The organism is Pseudomonas sp. NEEL19 (assembly GCF_028751975.1).
Taxonomy (GTDB): Bacteria; Pseudomonadota; Gammaproteobacteria; order Pseudomonadales; family Pseudomonadaceae; genus Aquipseudomonas; species Aquipseudomonas juntendi.
On the sequence record NZ_CP081491.1, the window covers coordinates 280,827 to 298,539 of the forward strand.

The following is a 17,713-nucleotide window of genomic DNA, read 5'->3' on the forward strand; positions in this document are numbered from 1 at the left end:
CGCACTTGGCGGGTTTCTTGTTGTCGCTTCGGGTAACTTTGCAACCACCAGAAGCTTGAAGGTGGTGCCCAGAGACGGAGTCGAACCGCCGACACGAGGATTTTCAATCCTCTGCTCTACCGACTGAGCTATCTGGGCGACGAGGTGAATTAAATAGATTTTCTCCCGGGCCGTCAACGACTTTTTTAAAAAATTTTAAATTAATTCCGTCGCTTACGGTTCGTGGGGTCATTCCGAGGGTGGCACGTAGCCTTCCGCCTGGGCGTATTCCTCACCGGCGAAAAACTTGTCCATTTCAGCCTGGAGGAATTTGCGGTCCTCGGCGTTCATCATGTTCAGGCGCTTCTCGTTGATCAGCATGGTCTGGTGCTTCTGCCAGTCGGCCCAGGCTTTCTGCGAGATGTGTTCGAAGATGTCCTGGCCCTTGGCGCCGGGGTAGGGCGGGCGTTCCAGGCCTGGCAGTTCTTCTTGGTATTTGCGGCACATCACGGTGCGGGTCATCAGGCATCTCCTGCAATCAGTTCGTCGGCCGCGCGCTTAAGCAGTTTTTTCACCGGGGCGGCAAGGCCCAGGCGCGGCGGGGTGGCGAGGTTATACCAGAGCCAGTCAGCCTCGGCCACGTGCTCGCCAAGCGGCGCGACACGCACCAGCCAGGGCTCGATCGCCAGCTGGAAGTGGCTGAAGGTGTGGGTCAGGCCATCCATGGCCTGGCTGCCGGCCAGGCGCAAACCGTGCTGGTAGGCCAGGTCGTCGAGTTGGGCGATGTCGTCCAGCTCTGGCAGGCTCCACAAGCCACCCCACAGGCCGCTGGACGGGCGCCGATAAAGCAGAATGGCGCCCTCGTGGTTGGCCAGCAGTGGCATCAGCGTGCGGCGCTGCGGCAGCGCCTTGCGCGGTTTGGGTTCGGGGTAGCGGGTTTCTTCACCGTGCAGGTGGGCTTCGCAGCCACGTTGCAGCGGGCAGATCAGGCAACTGGGCTTGCTGCGCGTGCACAGCGTGGCACCCATGTCCATCATGGCCTGGGTGTAGTGGTTGGCGCGCTGCTGCGGGGTAAAACGCTCGGCCGTGGCCCACAGCTGGTTGGCCACCTTCGGTTCGCCCGGGTAGCCGCCCTGGGCGGTGAAGCGGGCCAGCACGCGCTTGACGTTGCCGTCGAGGATCGGCGCGCGAATGCCCATGCTGATGCTGGCGATGGCACCGGCCGTGGAGCGGCCGATACCGGGCAGCTCGGTGAGCTGCTCGACACTGCGCGGGAACTCGCCACCATGTTGCGCCACGACGATCTTCGCGGCTTTTTGCAGGTTGCGGGCGCGGGTGTAGTAACCCAGCCCGGTCCACAGGTGCAGCACTTCGTCTTCAGGCGCTTCGGCCAGCGCCTGCACGGTCGGCAGCGCCTGCATGAAGCGGTCGAAGTAGTTCAGTACGGTGCTGACCTGGGTTTGCTGCAACATGATTTCCGACACCCACACCCGGTACGGGGTTATGCCCTGTTGCCAGGGCAGGTCGTGGCGGCCGTGTTCGTCGTACCAGTCCAGCACAGCGCTGGAGAACTGCTCTGGGGTCATCGCTTGAACAGCCCCTTGAGCGCGTCTTTCAATTCCGGGCTCACTTTGTCTCCGAGTTTTTCATCGAGCTTTTCGTCGATCTTGTCTTTGAGGCGGTCACCGGCCAGCTTGGCTGCGACCTTGCCCAGGCCGTTCTGGTCCAGGCGGCAGGCCTTGGCGCCCAGCTCCAGCGGGCCGCGGCAATGCAGCGGTACTTCAACCCCCACATAGCGCTCGTTGACCTGGCAGGCAGGGTCCGGCATGGCACGCTGGTCGCCTTCGACGATCACGCCGATGTTGTAGTCCATACCCAGTACACGCAGGTCGAGGTCGCCATGGCCGTTCACGGTCAGGCCCGGGATGCGTGCCTTGAGGTCCGGGTTGCTGGCAACGCCATTGCGCACCACCAGGCTGCCACGCAGTTCCTGGAACGGGGTGTCCTTGCCGCGTGGCTCGCCGGTGAGGGTTTTGCGGTTGAGGGTGGCGATGGCCTGGCACAGTTGCTGCTCAAGGTTGGCATTGACCAGCACACCGTCGTTGATGGTGAAGTTTGCACTGCCATTGAGCGTGTCTACCAGTGCCTTCTGGCTGTTGCCGGTGGCGGTCAGATCACTGGTCAGGGTCAGCAGGCCCTTGACCGGTGGTGCCTGCTCCTTGCCATCGGCCTTGATGAAGTGCTCCACCGGCACCCGTTGGATGCGGGTGCTGACCCCCAGCTGTGGCACGGCAGGGCGCACATCGACCGTACCCTTGGCGTCGAAGGTGCCGTTGTACAGGCCACCGCGCAGGGTTTGCAGGGTCAGCAGGCCGCCCTGGCCGCTGGCCTTGAGCTGGGCGTCGACGATCGGCAGTTTGTCGAGGGTCAGCGAGCCAAAGGCCAGCTCGGCCTGCAGGTCCAGGGTACGCAGGCGGTCGACCGGCAGCAGCTTGTCATCGCTCCAGGCTACCTGGGTCGGTGCGTTGGGCAGCGGTGTGGTGCCGGCACCGGCAACCGCGCTGGCTTCCTGTTGCTTGACCTCGGCCTGGCGCGCAGCCGTGGCGCCTTTGGCTTGTTCGCTCTTGGCCGGCAGGTAGCGGTCGGCGTCGAAGCTGTCGCCTTTAAGCTGCAGGCGCAGGGCTTGCCTGGCGAAGTCTTCGATGGCTACGCGCCCGCTGAACGTGCTGTCGTCCAGCTTCACTGCCAAGTCATCCATGCTCAGGCTGCTGGGTGTGCCTTGCAGGCGGGTCACCAGCTCCAGCTTGCCGAAGGCTGCCGGGTCGTTGGTTGCCGGCAGCGGGTGGCCGATGCCGTCCAGGAAGGTGCGCAGGTCGAACTGGGCAATGGACAGGCCGCCGCTCAACTGGGGGGTCGTGTTCAGGTCGCGCAGGTTCAGTTCACCCAGGGCGCGCAGTTGGTTGGCCGAGACTTTCAGGCCGTTCCAGGAGGCGACGTTGGCGGCCATGTCGACCAGCAACTGGCCCTGGGCAACGAAGGCCACCGTTTTGCCGCCGGTCGGTTCACCCGAAGTTTCGCCCGACAGGCGCATGTCCTCGAAGTTGTAGCGCTTGAGCTTGCGGTCGAAACGCAGTTCGCCGGCCAGCTCGGTGCGGGCTTTGATATTCGGCTGGCTGGCACTGACAAAAGCGCTGGCCTTGAGCGGGATGTTCGCGCCTTCATGTACGGGGCCGGTGCTCAGCTGGATGCTTTCGGCGCTGTAGCTCTGGCCAGTCTTGGCGTCGGTGTACTGCACCCGGGCGTTGTTGACGGTCAGGCTATCGATGTCCAGCTTGACAGGGCGGTCGTTGCCGTCGGCGGCCGCGGGTTTCTGCTCGGAGGGTGCCTGGGCCGGCGCGTCGGTGGCAGTGCCAGGCTGCGCAGGAAGCGGTTTGCCAATGTCTTCCCAGTTGCCATGGCCTTGTTCGTCACGGGCCAGGGTCAGGTTCAGGCCCTCGACGCGCACGTCGCTCATTTGCACCTCGCGGCGCAGCAGCGGCAGTACCCGTACCGACAAGCCGAGCATCTGCAGGTCGGCGAACGGCTCGTTGGGTTTGGCCAAGGTGGCGATGCTGGCCTCGTGCAGCTCCAGGCCCAGCCATGGGAACAGGCTCCAGCCGATATCACCGTTGAGGGTCAGTTCGACATGTGCCTTGTCGCGCGCCAGTTGGCGAATCTCGTCTTTATAGTCGTTGGGATCGAATAGGTGGGTCAGGGCGAAGCCCAGCGCCACGATGATCAGCAGCAACCCGAGAAGCCCCAGTCCCAGGATTTTGCCGAACGCTTTCATGGGCGAATCCTTGTAGTCCGATTTTGAAATTCAAGCGGCTGAGTATAGCGCCGCCATGCATATCCCTACGTATTCGACCAGAGATGCAGGATATTTCCTACGCTTTTAGTCGGTAGTACGGCTTTAAAAGGGGGACATGATCGATTCAGCCAAGCAAAAAAACACGATATCAGATTGCTTTCACGCGACTCGATCCTGCTAACCTTGCGCCGCTTTGCCTGCCCTCACCCTATAAAAAAAGGATCACGTTCATGACCAGTACCGTCACGACGGGCGCCCCGGCGAGTACGCCAGGCTTCCTGTCGAAGGAGCGCATCATCGCCCGCCCGGGCTTCAACCGTTGGCTGGTTCCGCCAGCTGCCCTGGCCATTCACCTGTGTATCGGCATGGCCTATGGCTTCTCGGTGTTCTGGCTGCCACTGTCGCAAGCCCTGGGTATCACCGCCCCAGTGGCGTGCGCGGCCGACATGGGCTTCGTGGCCCGCCTGTTCAGCGCCGAATGCGACTGGCCCATTTCCATGCTGAGCTGGATCTACACCCTGTTCTTCGTCTTCCTGGGCTGCTCGGCGGCCGTGCTGGGTGGCTGGCTGGAGCACGCCGGCCCACGCAAGGCCGGCCTGGTATCGGCGCTGTGCTGGTGTGGCGGCATGCTGATTTCGGCCATTGGGGTCAAAACCCACCAACTGTGGCTGATGTGGCTGGGTTCTGGAGTGATCGGCGGTATCGGCCTGGGGCTGGGGTATATCTCGCCGGTGTCGACCCTGATCAAATGGTTCCCGGACAAGCGCGGCATGGCCACCGGCATGGCCATCATGGGGTTTGGCGGCGGCGCCATGGTCGGTGCGCCACTGGCCACCGCACTGATGGGCCACTTTGGCAACGCGCAGGAAGTGGGGGTGTGGCAGAGCTTCGTTGCCATGGCGGCGATCTACTTCGTGTTCATGACTGCCGGCGCCCTGGCCTACCGCGTGCCGCCCACCGGCTGGAAGCCTGAAGGCTGGACTGCGCCGCTGAAAAAAGCCGGCAACACCATGGTCACCGACCGCCACGTGCACGTCAGCGTGGCTTGGAAAACCCCGCAATTTGCGCTGATCTGGCTGGTGCTGTGCCTGAACGTGTCTGCCGGCATCGGTATCATCGGCATGGCTTCGCCGCTGCTGCAGGAAGTGTTCGCTGGCAAGCTGCTGGGCAACGAGTTGACCTTCAGCGAGCTGAACGCCGCGCAGCTGGCGCAGATCGCCGCGATCGCCGCCGGCTTCACCGGCCTACTGAGCCTGTTCAACATCGGTGGCCGGTTCTTCTGGGCATCGTTCTCCGACTACATCGGGCGCAAGAACACCTACTTCGCTTTCTTCGCCCTGGGCGTGGGCTTGTACAGCCTAGTGCCGAACATGGGCCACCTGGGCAATGTGGCGCTGTTCGTGGCGGCGTTCTGCATCATCCTGTCGATGTATGGCGGTGGCTTCGCCACGGTGCCGGCGTACCTGGCCGACCTGTTCGGTACGCAGATGGTCGGTGCCATTCATGGGCGCCTGCTGACAGCCTGGGCGGCTGCAGGGGTGCTGGGGCCGGTGCTGATCACCTACCTGCGCGAGTCGCAGCTGGCAGCCGGGGTAGAACGCGCGGCAGCCTATGACATGACGCTGTATATCCTTGCCGGGCTGCTGGTGCTGGGCTTTATCTGCAACATGCTGGTGCGGCCGGTTGCCGACAAGCACTTCATGAGCGATGCCGAGCTGGCGGCCGAGCGGGCGTTGAGCCATGACAAGGGCGCCGATGGCGCACGCTCGCTGGAGTGGAAAGCCGCGCCGGGTAGCCTGCCACTGGTGCTGCTGGCCTGGGCGGTGGTGGTCGTGCCGTTGGCCTGGGGGGTGTGGATTACCCTGCAGAAGACGGCGGTACTGTTCCATTGAGGTAACCCTCTGCTGAGCAGTGGGGGCGCCTTGCGCCCCTTTCGCGACGCAAGGCCGCTCCTACCGTGCCGTGCAAGTTTGAGGCTCATGCGGCCCCAGTAGGAGCGGCCTTGTGTCGCGATGGGCTGCAAAGCAGCTCCCCTTCACCCGGTTGTATAGACCTGTAGCGCTATCAACCCCCCGTCATTGCTCGCTTTGCCATATGTCATCCGCGTTTCAAGCTGGCGCGTTCTGGGCCTATAATGGCACCCTTTTCGCCCAATGATTTTGCGGAGCTGGTGATGGTCGAACGTAAGGCTTCCGTCGAGCGCAATACCCTGGAAACCCAGGTCAAGTGCTCGATCAACCTCGATGGCAGTGGCAAGGCCCGATTCGATATCGGTGTGCCTTTCCTGGAACACATGCTGGACCAGATCGCCCGCCACGGGCTGATCGATCTGGATATCGAGTGCAAGGGTGACACCCATATCGACGACCACCATACCGTCGAAGACGTTGGCATCACCCTGGGCATGGCATTCGCCCAGGCCATCGGTGACAAGAAGGGCATCTTCCGCTACGGCCACGCCTACGTGCCGCTGGACGAAGCGCTGTCGCGCGTGGTCATCGACTTCTCTGGCCGCCCAGGCCTGCAAATGCATGTGCCGTATACCCGGGCCAGCGTCGGTGGCTTCGATGTCGACCTGTTCCAGGAGTTCTTCCAAGGCTTCGTCAACCACGCCCTGGTTACCCTGCACATCGACAACCTGCGTGGCCACAACACTCACCACCAGATCGAAACCGTGTTCAAGGCGTTCGGCCGTGCCCTGCGCATGGCGGTCACCCTGGACGAGCGCATGGCCGGCCAGATGCCGTCCACCAAAGGGTGCCTGTAAATGCAGACGGTAGCCGTAATCGACTATGGCATGGGCAACCTGCACTCGGTGGCCAAGGCGCTCGAGCACGTCGGTGCCGGTAAAGTGCTGGTTACCAGTGATGCGGCGGTCATCCGCGAGGCGGATCGCGTGGTGTTCCCTGGGGTAGGTGCGATTCGCGACTGCATGGCCGAAATCCGCCGCCTGGGCTTCGACAGCCTGGTGCGCGAAGTCAGCCTGGACCGGCCGTTCCTGGGCATCTGCGTGGGTATGCAGGCACTGCTCGAACACAGCGAGGAGAACACCGGCGTCGACTGCATCGGTTTGTTCCCCGGCCAGGTGCGCTTCTTCGGCAAAGACCTGCAAGAAGACGGCGAGCACCTGAAGGTGCCGCACATGGGCTGGAACGAAGTCAGCCAGACCATCCACCACCCGCTGTGGCACGACATTCCGGACCGCGCACGTTTCTATTTCGTGCACAGCTACTACATCAATGCCGGCAAGCCGGGCCAGGTGGTCGGCCGTGGCCACTACGGCGTCGATTTCGCTGCCGCACTGGCCGATGGCTCGCGCTTCGCCGTGCAGTTCCACCCAGAGAAAAGCCATACCCATGGCCTGCAGCTGCTGCAGAATTTCGTCGCCTGGGACGGGCGTTGGTAAATGAGCAGGTCAAAGACCAAGGCCCCGATCATCACCCTGGCCCCTGAGCAGGAGCGCGACGCGCTCGCTACGCTCAAACGCTTCCTCGAAGACCGTTTCGAGCTGGAGCTGGGGTCTTTCGAGGTGGCTGAGGTCCTTGAGCTGTTCAGCAAAGAAATTGCACCCCATTACTACAACAGGGCGATTGCCGATGTTCAGCTGCACCTCAAGGAGCGGTTCGAGAGCATCGAAAGCGATCTGTGGGCGCTTGAAAAGCCCTGAAACCCCACGAACAGACAGGTTTCCAAGATGCTGATTATCCCCGCTATCGATCTGAAGGACGGTGCCTGCGTGCGCCTGCGCCAGGGCCGTATGGAAGACTCCACGGTATTCTCCGACGACCCGGTGAGCATGGCCGCCAAGTGGGTCGAGGGTGGCTGCCGCCGCCTGCACCTGGTCGACCTCAACGGTGCCTTCGAAGGCCAGCCGGTCAACGGTGAAGTGGTCACTGCCATTGCCAAGCGCTACCCCACCCTGCCGATTCAGATCGGCGGCGGCATTCGTTCGCTGGAAACCATCGAGCACTACGTCAAGGCTGGCGTCAGCTATGTGATCATCGGCACCAAGGCGGTCAAGCAGCCAGCGTTCGTCGCCGAGGCGTGCAAGGCCTTCCCGGGCAAGGTCATCGTTGGCCTGGATGCCAAGGACGGCTTCGTCGCCACCGACGGCTGGGCCGAAGTCAGCTCGGTGCAGGTGATCGACCTGGCCAAGCGTTTCGAGGCCGATGGCGTTTCGGCGATCGTCTACACCGACATCGCCAAGGACGGCATGATGCAAGGCTGCAACGTGCCATTCACCAAGGCATTGGCCGAAGCCACCTCGATTCCGGTAATTGCTTCGGGCGGCATTCACAACCTGGGTGACATCAAGGCACTGCTGGACGCCAAGGCCCCCGGCATCATCGGCGCCATCACCGGCCGTGCCATCTACGAAGGCACCCTCGACGTGGCCGAGGCCCAGGCCTTCTGCGACAACTACCAAGGCTGAGGACTGAACCATGGCACTGGCCAAGCGCATCATCCCTTGCCTGGACGTGGACAACGGCCGGGTGGTCAAGGGCGTCAAGTTCGAGAACATCCGTGATGCCGGCGACCCGGTGGAAATTGCCCGTCGCTACAACGAGCAGGGTGCCGACGAAATCACTTTCCTCGACATCACCGCCAGCGTCGATGGCCGCGATACCACCCTGCATACCGTCGAGCGCATGGCCAGCCAGGTGTTCATCCCGCTGACCGTGGGCGGTGGCGTGCGTACCGTGCAGGACATCCGCAACCTGCTCAATGCCGGGGCAGACAAGGTGTCGATCAACACCGCCGCGGTGTTCAACCCGGAGTTCGTGGGCGAGGCGGCAGACCGTTTTGGCTCGCAGTGCATTGTCGTGGCCATCGACGCCAAGAAGGTGTCCGGGCCGGGTGAAGAACCCCGCTGGGAAATCTTCACCCACGGTGGGCGCAAGCCGACCGGGCTGGATGCGGTGGCATGGGCGAAGAAGATGGAGGGCCTGGGTGCCGGCGAGATCCTGCTGACCAGCATGGACCAGGACGGGATGAAGAGCGGCTTCGACCTGGGTGTTACCCGGGCCATCAGCGATGCGCTGGGTATTCCAGTGATTGCCTCGGGCGGGGTGGGTAACCTGCAGCACCTGGCTGACGGTATTGTGCAAGGGCATGCCAGCGCGGTGTTGGCGGCCAGCATTTTCCACTTTGGCGAGTACACGGTGCCGGAGGCCAAGGCCTACATGGCAGCGCGCGGGATCGTCGTTCGCTGAAACATTGATTGGGGCTGCTTGGCAGCCCTTCGCGGGCACGCCCGCTCCTACACTGTGGGAGCGGGCGTGCCCGCGAAGGGCCGCAGCGCGGCCCCAATTGCATCACCCGTGGTTCTTGCCAAGCAGTGCGTGATACAGCTCGGTATCCCCCAGAATCCCCACCAGTTTGTCGTTCTCCTGCAGCACCAGCTTGTTGCCGGTGTGGTAGCGAATCTGCAGCGCTTCACGCATGCCGATGTCCGCATGCACCAGCGTCGGCCGACGCCCCAGGCCTTCCACCGACTGCCCCGGCGCCCATTGCTGCATCTCCAGGCCGTTTTGCCCTTGGCGTGCGCGCTTGATCGAGTTGCCTTCGCCCAGGTCCAGCCACGAGTCGCCGCTCGGGTCGAGGCACACCGAACCATTGACCCGTTTGCAGTTGTCCAGGCTGCGCATCAGGCTGCGGCCGCAAAGTACGTTCAGCGGGTTGGTGTGGGCGACGAAGGTACGCACGTACTCGTCGGCCGGGTTTAGCACGATTTCTTCCGGCTTGCTGTACTGGATGATCCGGCCGTCTTTCATGATCGCGATACGGCTACCCAGCTTCAACGCCTCGTCCAGGTCATGGCTGACGAACACGATGGTCTTGCTCAGCTTGGCCTGCAGGCCCAGCAGTTCATCCTGCAAGCCCTGGCGGATCAGCGGGTCCAGTGCCGAGAAGGGTTCGTCCATCAGCAGGATGTCGGCGTCCATCGCCAGCGCGCGGGCCAGGCCAACACGTTGCTGCATGCCGCCCGACAGTTCGTCCGGCTTCTTGTTGCGCCACTGGGTCAGGCCCACCAGCTCAAGCTTTTCGTCGACCAGCTTGCGCCGTTCCTTTTCCGGCCGGCCCTGCATTTCCAGGCCAAAGCTGATGTTCTCGCGTACCGTCAGCCAGGGCATCAGGGCGAACTTCTGGAACACCATGGCAATGCGCTTGGTGCGCATCATTTTCAGCTCGGCCGGGGTGCAGTGGGCGATGTCGATGTGCTTGCCTTCATGTTCGACAAACAGCTTGCCGCGGCTGACGGTGTTCAGGCCGTTGATGCAGCGCAGCAGGCTCGACTTGCCCGAACCGGACAGGCCCATCAACACGCAGATCTCGCCCTTCTGGATGTCCAGGTTGGCTTTTTCGACGCCCACCACCAGGCCGGTCTGCTTGAGGATCTGCTCGCGAGTCTGGCCTTTGTCCAGCAGTGCCAGCGCCTCGCGTGGCTTGTTGGAGAAAATGACGTCGACGTCTTCGAAACGAATGATGCTCATGCTTCACCCCTTACCGGCAGTTCCGGTTGCTTGCAGATACGGTCGAGCATGATCGCCAGCAGCACGATCGCCAGGCCCGCTTCGAAGCCCAGGGAAATATCGGCGGTGTTCAGTGCGTTGACCACAGGTTTGCCCAGGCCGTCAGCGCCGACCAGGGCGGCGATCACCACCATCGACAGCGACAACATGATGCACTGGGTAACGCCGGCGGCGATGCTGGGCATCGCATGCGGCAGTTCGATACGGGTGAGCAGTTGGCGGCGCGAGCAGCCAAACGCCTTGCCGGCGTCCATCAGCTCCTGCGGTACGTCGCAGATGCCCAGATAGGTGAGGCGGATAGGGGCGGCAATGGCGAACACCACGGTCGAGATCAGCCCTGGCACCACGCCCAGGCCGAACAGCGTCAGGGTGGGGATCAGGTACACGAAGGTGGGCACCGTTTGCATCAGGTCGAGCACCGGGCGCATGGCGGTGTAGAACATGGGTTTGTGCGCGGCGACGATGCCCAGCGGCACGCCGATGGCCACGCACACCACGGTGGCGAAGGTCACTTGTGCCAGGGTTTCCATGGTTTCCTGCCAGTAACCCAGGTTGAAGATCAACAGGAACGACAGGGCGACGAATGCGGTCAGCGACCATTTACGCTGGATGAGGTGCGCCAGGGCAGCGAACAGGGCGGTGAGGACGAACGGGTTGAACCAGGTCAAGGCACTGGTGACGCCGTGGATCATGAACTCCAGGCCCTGTGCGATGGCGTCGAAGTAATTCGCGCCGTGCAGGGTCAGCCATTCAACGAACGAGGCGATGTACTGACCCAGCGGTATTTTCTGATCGATAAGCATGATAGCGAGCTTCCACCTGCATAGATTGAACTCAACCCGGGACAGGCACGGTCCTGCCCCGAGGTAGCGCTATGGCGAATTGCGTTATTGCATCAGCTTGGCCTTGGCCGCCTCCAGGCCGGGTTTGCCATCCACGGTAGTCACGCCGGCCAGCCAGGTGTCCAGCTTGCCTGGGTTGTCCTTGAGCCATTTCTTGGCAGCGGCCTCGGGCTTCATCTTGTCGTCCAGGACGTAGCCCATCATGGTGCTTTCATCCTTGAGCTCGAACGACAGGTTCTTCAGCAGTTGGCCAACGTTGCTGCACTCCTGCACGTAGCCTTTGCGGGTGTTGGTGTATACGGTCGCCTTGCCGAAGTCGGGGCCGAAGTAATCGTCCCCGCCGGTCAGGTACTGCATCTTGAAGCGGGTGTTCATCGGGTGCGGTTCCCAGCCCAGGAACACCATGGCTTCGCCACGCTTCTGCGCCCGGTCGACCTGCGACAGCATGCCGGCCTCGCTGGACTGCACCAGCTTGAAGCCGGCGTCTTTCAGGCCGAAGGCGTTCTTGTCAATCATGCTCTGGATGGTGCGGTTGCCATCGTTGCCGGGTTCGATGCCGTAGATCTTGCCGCCCAGCTCCTGCTTGAACTTGGCAATGTCGCTGAAATCCTTCAGGCCCTTGTCATACAGCGCCTGGGGCACGGCCAGGGTGTACTTGGCGTTTTCCAGGTTGGCGCGCACGGTGTCCACAGTGCCGGCGTCGCGGTACTGCTTGATATCGTTTTCCATGGTCGGCATCCAGTTGCCGAGAAACACGTCCAGGTCCTTGCCGGTAGCCAGCGACTTGTAGGTCACCGGTACCGAGATCATGGTGGTGTGGGTTTTGTAACCCAGTGCTTCGAGCACAACGCTGGTGGTCGCAGTGGTGACCGTGATGTCGGTCCAGCCGACATCGGAGAAACGGACCGTCTGGCACTGCTCGGGCTCGGCGGCCTGAGCCAGCAACGGTGCGGACAGCAACGCAACCAGCAACAGCGAGGGTGTACCTTTCATGGGTGGACTCCTGAGATTTTGTCTTCGGGTTCGCGTGGGTCGCCGAACGCTCTGACGGTCCGGTCGACCAGGCCTGCAGAGGGCAGGATGCGTGGCCGTGCTTTACGAGTCGCTTTCGATAATCCTCCACCGCCGGGCAATCGCCTACTGGTAGGGTCGTATCCAGTACGGAACGGGTCGTATCCAGTATGGGCGATGTCGCTTATGGATTTTTCCAACCCCTCGCCCGCATTTTTGCGTCAACAGGCCAATGGAAAACGGCGTTTCGGGCCCATTCCCCAGGTAAAACCGGTGCGGCGCTGCTGGACAAAATGGCGTCGGTTGCAGACGGCGAGGCGGCCGGTAAAAGCCCGATGATGCTGGCAATTCAAGGCGGCCCTGCTTGAGCCTAGCAGCTACCCCGCCGTGCGCATGGCGCGCACAGACAAGCCCAGCAAGAGGTGATTCGGTAATGGCCATCAGCGTGTTCGACCTGTTCAAGATCGGTGTCGGGCCTTCCAGCTCCCACACCGTCGGCCCCATGCGTGCTGGCGCCCTGTTTGTCCAAGGGCTGCGCGAGCGCGGCGAGTTGGAACGGGTACGGCGGATCGAGGTGCGCCTGTATGGCTCGCTGTCGGCCACCGGCGTCGGCCACGGCACCGACAACGCCACCATCATGGGGCTGATGGGGGAATGGCCAGACGCCATTGACCCGACCCAGATCGTGCCGCGCATCGCCGACCTGCGCGAAACCAATACCCTCAAGCTGGACGGGCGCCTGCCTGTCGAGTTCGTGTGGGCGCGCGACATGCTGCTGCTGGACGAAAACCTGCCCTACCACCCCAACGCCATGACCTTGGTTGCCGAAGGCGAGCAGGGCGAGTTGCACCGAGACACCTACTACTCGGTGGGTGGCGGCTTTGTGGTGGATGCCGCGCAGGCCGCCAGTGGTGTGCTGGATGCCGACCAGACCGTGCTGCCGTACGATTTCAACAGCGCCGCCGAGCTGCTGCAGCTATGCAAGCAAAACGACCTCAGCGTGTCGCAATTGATGATGGCCAACGAAAAGGTCTGGCGCAGTGAAGAAGAGATTCACGCCGGCTTGCGCAAGCTCTGGCAAGCCATGCAGGAATGCGTCAACAACGGCCTGAAATACGAGGGTACGTTGCCCGGTGGGCTCAATGTGCGCCGCCGCGCCGCCAAGCTGCACCGCAGCCTGCAGGAAATCGGCAAGCCCAACGTGATCGGCTCGACCATGAGTGCCATGGAGTGGGTCAACCTGTTCGCCCTGGCTGTCAACGAAGAGAACGCCGCAGGCGGGCGCATGGTGACGGCGCCTACCAACGGCGCGGCGGGCATCATCCCGGCGGTATTGCACTACTACATGCGCTTCAGCGATGAGGTGGACGAGTCCAGTGTTACCGATTTCTTCCTGGGCGCTGCGGCGGTCGGCATCCTGTGCAAGAAGAACGCCTCCATCTCCGGCGCCGAAGTAGGCTGCCAGGGCGAGGTCGGCTCTGCCTGCGCCATGGCCGCGGCCGGCCTTGCGCAAGTGTTGGGCGCGACCCCGGCGCAGCTGGAAAACGCCGCGGAAATTGCCCTGGAGCACAACCTGGGGCTCACCTGCGACCCGGTGGGCGGGTTGGTGCAGGTGCCGTGCATCGAGCGCAACGCGATTGCTGCGGTAAAAGCCATCAACGCGGTGCAAATGGCCCTGCGTGGCGATGGCGAGCACTTCATTTCCCTCGACCAGGTGATCCGTACCATGCGCGACACCGGTGCCGACATGCACGACAAGTACAAGGAAACCTCCCGCGGTGGCCTGGCGGTCAGTGCCATCGAATGCTGATGTTTCAGTAGGCACCCAGGGCCTCTTGGCGGTTGAACCCGGCAAGAGGCCCTCGAGTTTCAAGGCAGCGCAAAATGCCTGCCAGTGCTCCTTTATGGGGCACTCGAATCAGCCAATTGCCGGATGTCGTAATCAGTGTGGGGCTTGTCGGTGACACTAAACAGTGTCGTTTCTGGGCAACTGCCCCACGGCGTGTCACCAAACTGCTCAGCCGTTACCCGCACGGCGCCTAGCACGGCTGTTTGAGACAACTTGGCCAGCACATCCAAAGCCTATGATTTGCCTGACAAAGGGGTCGTTTTCAGGTTTTTTTGGATGGCCATTCAATTTCAGGCACGGCGTTTGCGTAGGTAATGGTCACCCACCCCCGGCATGTGGCGGGGGCAATAACAAGAAAATGAGTGCCCGCCTGAGGCACATCCAGCATTTGTGTGAGGAGAAACCGCGATGACGTCCTACACCTCCGGGGCCCCGTCCCAGAACCGCACAGCACCCCAGTCCATCGGGTTTCTTCTATTGGACAATTTCACCCTGATTTCCCTGGCTTCGGCTGTGGAGCCCCTGCGCATGGCCAACCAGCTGTCCGGCCGCGAACTGTACCGCTGGCACACGCTGACGGTCGATGGCGGCCAGGTGTGGGCCAGCGATGGTTTGCAGATTACCCCGGACGCGGCAATGCACAGCGCCCCTGCGATCGACACCGTGATCGTCTGCGGCGGTGTAGGCATTCAGCGCACCGTTACCCGCGAGCACGTAACCTGGCTGCAAGCCCAGGCGCGTCAGTCGCGGCGCCTGGGTGCCGTGTGCACGGGCAGCTGGGCCTTGGCCTGTGCCGGCCTGCTCGACGGCTTTGATTGCAGCGTGCACTGGGAATGCCTGGCCGCCATGCAGGAGGCCTACCCGCGGGTCAACATGAGTACCCGTCTGTTCACCCTCGACCGCAACCGCTTCACCAGCTCTGGCGGCACCGCGCCGCTGGACATGATGCTGCACCTGATCAGCCGCGACCACGGCCGCGAGCTGTCGGCGGCAATCTCCGAAATGTTCGTCTACGAGCGCATTCGCAACGAGCAGGATCACCAGCGCGTGCCGCTCAAGCACATGCTCGGCACCAACCAGCCGAAACTGCAGGAAATTGTCGCGCTAATGGAAGCCAACCTGGAAGAGCCGATCGACTTGGACGAGTTGGCGGTGTATGTGTCGGTGTCGCGGCGCCAGCTCGAGCGGTTGTTCCAGAAGTACCTGCACTGCTCGCCGTCGCGCTACTACCTGAAGCTGCGCCTTATCCGCGCCCGGCAGCTGCTCAAACAGACACCCATGTCGATCATCGAAGTGGCATCGGTGTGCGGTTTCGTCTCCACGCCGCACTTCTCCAAGTGCTACCGCGAGTACTTCGGCATTCCGCCGCGTGATGAGCGCGTGGGCTCCAACACCACGCAGCAGGTGGCAATGATGCCGATTCCGCAGGCCATGACCTTGTCGCCGCACAGCGGGCCGATGGCTGCCCTGAGCCAGGCGCGTAACGAATCGACCTTTGCCAGCGTAAGGCTCTGAAACGGCATCGCCGGGAAGCCGGCCCCCCTAGGTCTTGCACAGGTCTTGAGCCTGTGTGATCCCTGTGGGAGCTGGCTTGCCGGCGATGGGGCCGTAACAGAGGAAATCAGGCGCGCTTGTTGAACTGCGCCAATGCCGGCAACAACTGCTTGTCGATGGCCTGGCGTACCGCCGGCAGAATCGTCGCGCTACCGGTATACATCTGTTCCACCATCCCCTTCAGGGCCCGTGCATTGGGCTCGGTCAGCCCGCGCACCACTGCCTCGCAGGCCTGCTCGGCAGTGGCCCCGGCTGGAATGTCGAACCCACGCGCCCGCAGGTGGCCTGCCAGGTCGTCCTGATCAATCAAATCCGCATGCATCATGGCTGTTGTCCCTTTTATCGCGAAGAGAGTGCTGCTGTGATTTACGACCGATTCTGTGACGCGGGCGACAGACCCGCAACAACAGAATGCCGGCATGGCTGCCATGGCTAAGAACAGGTCGTTTACGGCTAAATCCAGCGCCTTCCCAGGCCCCACACTGAGGCCATTCACGGTACCAGAGGGTTTGGTCACCCTCGTTCATGCACAGTGGATGTTGCTCGCTCTTGGCCCCGGATGCTCACGGCTTTCCGGGGTTATTTTTTGGGCGCGGTATGTTCGGCAAGGGTCAGCAGGTTGAGCCATCAGCCGGCTGGCTCAGGCGGCGGATGGTTGCGCCAACGTAGTTGGATATCGACAGATCATCCTGTTGCGTTTGCAGGTGCTGTATCGCTGCCATGCTGCGCGCTTCGAACGGCGCGGATTTCGGCCCCGCCAGGTCAACGTGCAGGAGCATCTGCTCGCTGGCAGCCAGCACCTCATCGAACCCGGCCCGGTGCAGGCTGTGATAGACATGCAGGCGCTTGCGATCAACGCCGATGATCTGCGTCTGCACCCACACCTCGGTGCCAAGCTTCACCTCATGCAGGTAGTTGATGTGCGCCTCAAGGGTGAACAGCGAATGGCCACTCTGCCCTCGGCTATCGGCATCCAGGCCGATGCGCTCCATCAGCGCATCGGTGGCGTAGCTGAAAATCAGCAGGTAAAAGGCATCGCGCAGGTGCCCGTTGTAGTCTACCCAGTCCTCCTGGACCGGGGTGCGGTAGGTGATCAGTGCGGGCATTGTGGGCTCCTCATTCGCCGAACGACATGCCGTGCTTTTGCTTGCTGCTCTTTACGGCTTCAAGCACTGCAAGCAGGGTGTCATCACGATAGCGTTCCAGGGCGGCAATGCTGCGTTCACCCAGTTGCGCCGAGGTGCCGTCCACCACATCGTCAATCAGCTTGTCGGTCAGTTCCGGTGCGGGCAGGTAGGTCCACGGCAGTTTCAGCGCCGGGCCGAACTGCGACATGAAGTGGCGCATGCCTGCATCGCCACCGGCCAGGGTGTAGGTGAGGAAGGTGCCCATGAACGACCAGCGCAGGCCGGCGCCAAAGCGGATCGCGTCGTCGATTTCACCGGTGGTCGCCACGCCGTCGTTCACTAGGTGCAGGGCCTCGCGCCAGAGTGCTTCGAGCAGGCGGTCGGCAATGAAACCGGGCACTTCCTTGCGCACGTGCAGCGGGCGCATGCCGAGGGCGGTATAGATGACCTTGGCCGCCTCGATGGCTTCGGGCGCGGTACGTTTGCCACCGACGATTTCCACCAGCGGCAGCAGGTACACCGGGTTGAACGGGTGGCCCACCACGCAGCGCTCCGGGTGCGTGGCAGACTCGTAGAACTCGCTGGGCAGCAGGCCGGAAGTGCTGGAGCCGATGATGGCCTCGGGCTTGGCCGCGGCGCTTATTTTTGCGTGCAGGTCGAGCTTCAGGTCCAGCCGCTCTGGCGCGCTTTCCTGAATGAAATCGGCATCGCGTACGCATTCCTCGATGGTGGCGACGAACTTCAGGCGGGCTTGTGACGCGCCGGCCGCCAGCCCCTGCTTCTCAAGCGCTGGCCACGCATTGGCAATACGCTTGCGCAGCGCCGGTTCCGCGCCAGGTGCAGGGTCCCAGGCGATCACGTCCAGGCCGTGGGCCAGGGCGCGGGCCACCCAGCCGCTGCCGATCACGCCGCTACCCAGGGCGGCGAAGGTCTTGATCTCGGTGATGAAGGGCATATCGAGTCCTCAG

Annotated in this window: 18 protein-coding genes and 1 tRNA gene; 9 read left to right on the forward strand and 10 right to left on the reverse strand. The window is 62.6% G+C overall.

The window, feature by feature from the left end; all coding sequences use genetic code 11:
* Nucleotides 1-62: 62 nt before the first annotated feature.
* The 4 genes from K4A76_RS01235 to K4A76_RS01250 all read right to left on the reverse strand — a co-directional run bounded on the left by K4A76_RS01235 (nucleotide 63) and on the right by K4A76_RS01250 (nucleotide 3,808).
* Nucleotides 63-138, reverse strand: a tRNA-Phe gene (locus tag K4A76_RS01235).
* A gap of 90 nt (nucleotides 139-228) precedes the next feature.
* Complete coding sequence (locus K4A76_RS01240; RefSeq protein WP_009682876.1) at nucleotides 229-501, reverse strand: oxidative damage protection protein; 273 nt, start codon at nucleotides 499-501, stop codon at nucleotides 229-231.
* On the reverse strand, nucleotides 501-1,565 hold the full coding sequence (mutY, locus tag K4A76_RS01245; RefSeq protein ID WP_009682877.1) for an A/G-specific adenine glycosylase: 1,065 nt from the start codon (nucleotides 1,563-1,565) through the stop codon (nucleotides 501-503). The genes K4A76_RS01240 and mutY overlap by 1 nt, the downstream gene beginning before the upstream one ends.
* Entirely contained in the window at nucleotides 1,562-3,808 is a 2,247-nt protein-coding gene (locus K4A76_RS01250; RefSeq protein WP_274411376.1) for an AsmA family protein, read from the reverse strand. The genes mutY and K4A76_RS01250 overlap by 4 nt, the downstream gene beginning before the upstream one ends.
* A 251-nt stretch (nucleotides 3,809-4,059) precedes the next feature.
* On the opposite strand from K4A76_RS01250, the gene K4A76_RS01255 reads away from it, so the two are divergent.
* The 6 genes from K4A76_RS01255 (at nucleotide 4,060) to hisF (ending at nucleotide 9,042) form a co-directional block, all read left to right on the forward strand.
* Nucleotides 4,060-5,721, forward strand: a complete 1,662-nt coding sequence (locus tag K4A76_RS01255) for an OFA family MFS transporter (protein WP_047150101.1) — start codon at nucleotides 4,060-4,062, stop codon at nucleotides 5,719-5,721.
* Nucleotides 5,722-6,002: 281 nt separating this feature from the next.
* Entirely contained in the window at nucleotides 6,003-6,596 is a 594-nt protein-coding gene (hisB, locus tag K4A76_RS01260) for an imidazoleglycerol-phosphate dehydratase HisB (protein WP_009682881.1), read from the forward strand.
* Nucleotides 6,597-7,235 carry an imidazole glycerol phosphate synthase subunit HisH gene (hisH, locus tag K4A76_RS01265; protein WP_274411377.1) on the forward strand — a complete coding sequence of 213 codons (639 nt, stop codon included), beginning with the start codon at nucleotides 6,597-6,599 and terminating at the stop codon, nucleotides 7,233-7,235. It abuts the gene before it with no gap.
* A complete protein-coding gene (locus tag K4A76_RS01270; RefSeq protein ID WP_182365223.1) occupies nucleotides 7,236-7,496 on the forward strand; it encodes a DUF2164 domain-containing protein in 261 nt (86 codons plus the stop codon).
* A gap of 27 nt (nucleotides 7,497-7,523) precedes the next feature.
* On the forward strand, nucleotides 7,524-8,261 hold the full coding sequence (gene hisA / locus K4A76_RS01275) for a 1-(5-phosphoribosyl)-5-[(5-phosphoribosylamino)methylideneamino]imidazole-4-carboxamide isomerase (RefSeq protein WP_054912521.1): 738 nt from the start codon (nucleotides 7,524-7,526) through the stop codon (nucleotides 8,259-8,261).
* A gap of 10 nt (nucleotides 8,262-8,271) precedes the next feature.
* A complete protein-coding gene (gene hisF / locus K4A76_RS01280) occupies nucleotides 8,272-9,042 on the forward strand; it encodes an imidazole glycerol phosphate synthase subunit HisF (RefSeq protein ID WP_029886410.1) in 771 nt (256 codons plus the stop codon).
* Nucleotides 9,043-9,144: 102 nt separating this feature from the next.
* Here hisF and choV read toward each other — a convergent pair whose 3' ends face one another.
* From choV to K4A76_RS01295, 3 genes are all read right to left on the reverse strand, one after another.
* On the reverse strand, nucleotides 9,145-10,323 hold the full coding sequence (gene choV / locus K4A76_RS01285; RefSeq protein ID WP_009682886.1) for a choline ABC transporter ATP-binding protein: 1,179 nt from the start codon (nucleotides 10,321-10,323) through the stop codon (nucleotides 9,145-9,147).
* Entirely contained in the window at nucleotides 10,320-11,168 is an 849-nt protein-coding gene (choW, locus tag K4A76_RS01290; protein WP_173891635.1) for a choline ABC transporter permease subunit, read from the reverse strand. Before choW ends, choV begins: the two co-directional genes overlap by 4 nt.
* Before the next feature lie 81 nt (nucleotides 11,169-11,249).
* Nucleotides 11,250-12,197, reverse strand: coding sequence for a choline ABC transporter substrate-binding protein (locus K4A76_RS01295; protein ID WP_274411378.1), 948 nt, complete (start codon nucleotides 12,195-12,197; stop codon nucleotides 11,250-11,252).
* 188 nt (nucleotides 12,198-12,385) lie between these two features.
* On the opposite strand from K4A76_RS01295, the gene K4A76_RS01300 reads away from it, so the two are divergent.
* The 3 genes from K4A76_RS01300 to K4A76_RS01310 all read left to right on the forward strand — a co-directional run bounded on the left by K4A76_RS01300 (nucleotide 12,386) and on the right by K4A76_RS01310 (nucleotide 15,579).
* Nucleotides 12,386-12,583: a hypothetical protein gene (locus K4A76_RS01300; RefSeq protein ID WP_274411379.1), complete on the forward strand. Its 198-nt coding sequence runs from the start codon at nucleotides 12,386-12,388 to the stop codon at nucleotides 12,581-12,583.
* Between the two features lie 65 nt (nucleotides 12,584-12,648).
* Complete coding sequence (locus tag K4A76_RS01305) at nucleotides 12,649-14,025, forward strand: L-serine ammonia-lyase (protein WP_054912522.1); 1,377 nt, start codon at nucleotides 12,649-12,651, stop codon at nucleotides 14,023-14,025.
* Nucleotides 14,026-14,472: 447 nt separating this feature from the next.
* On the forward strand, nucleotides 14,473-15,579 hold the full coding sequence (locus K4A76_RS01310) for a GlxA family transcriptional regulator (RefSeq protein WP_274411380.1): 1,107 nt from the start codon (nucleotides 14,473-14,475) through the stop codon (nucleotides 15,577-15,579).
* 106 nt (nucleotides 15,580-15,685) lie between these two features.
* Here K4A76_RS01310 and K4A76_RS01315 read toward each other — a convergent pair whose 3' ends face one another.
* From K4A76_RS01315 to K4A76_RS01325, 3 genes are all read right to left on the reverse strand, one after another.
* Nucleotides 15,686-15,943, reverse strand: coding sequence for a hypothetical protein (locus K4A76_RS01315; RefSeq protein ID WP_009682891.1), 258 nt, complete (start codon nucleotides 15,941-15,943; stop codon nucleotides 15,686-15,688).
* 286 nt (nucleotides 15,944-16,229) lie between these two features.
* Entirely contained in the window at nucleotides 16,230-16,724 is a 495-nt protein-coding gene (locus K4A76_RS01320; RefSeq protein WP_274411381.1) for a thioesterase family protein, read from the reverse strand.
* A 10-nt stretch (nucleotides 16,725-16,734) separates the two neighbouring features.
* Complete coding sequence (locus tag K4A76_RS01325; protein WP_182365226.1) at nucleotides 16,735-17,700, reverse strand: L-carnitine dehydrogenase; 966 nt, start codon at nucleotides 17,698-17,700, stop codon at nucleotides 16,735-16,737.
* Between the last annotated feature and the right edge of the window lie 13 nt (nucleotides 17,701-17,713).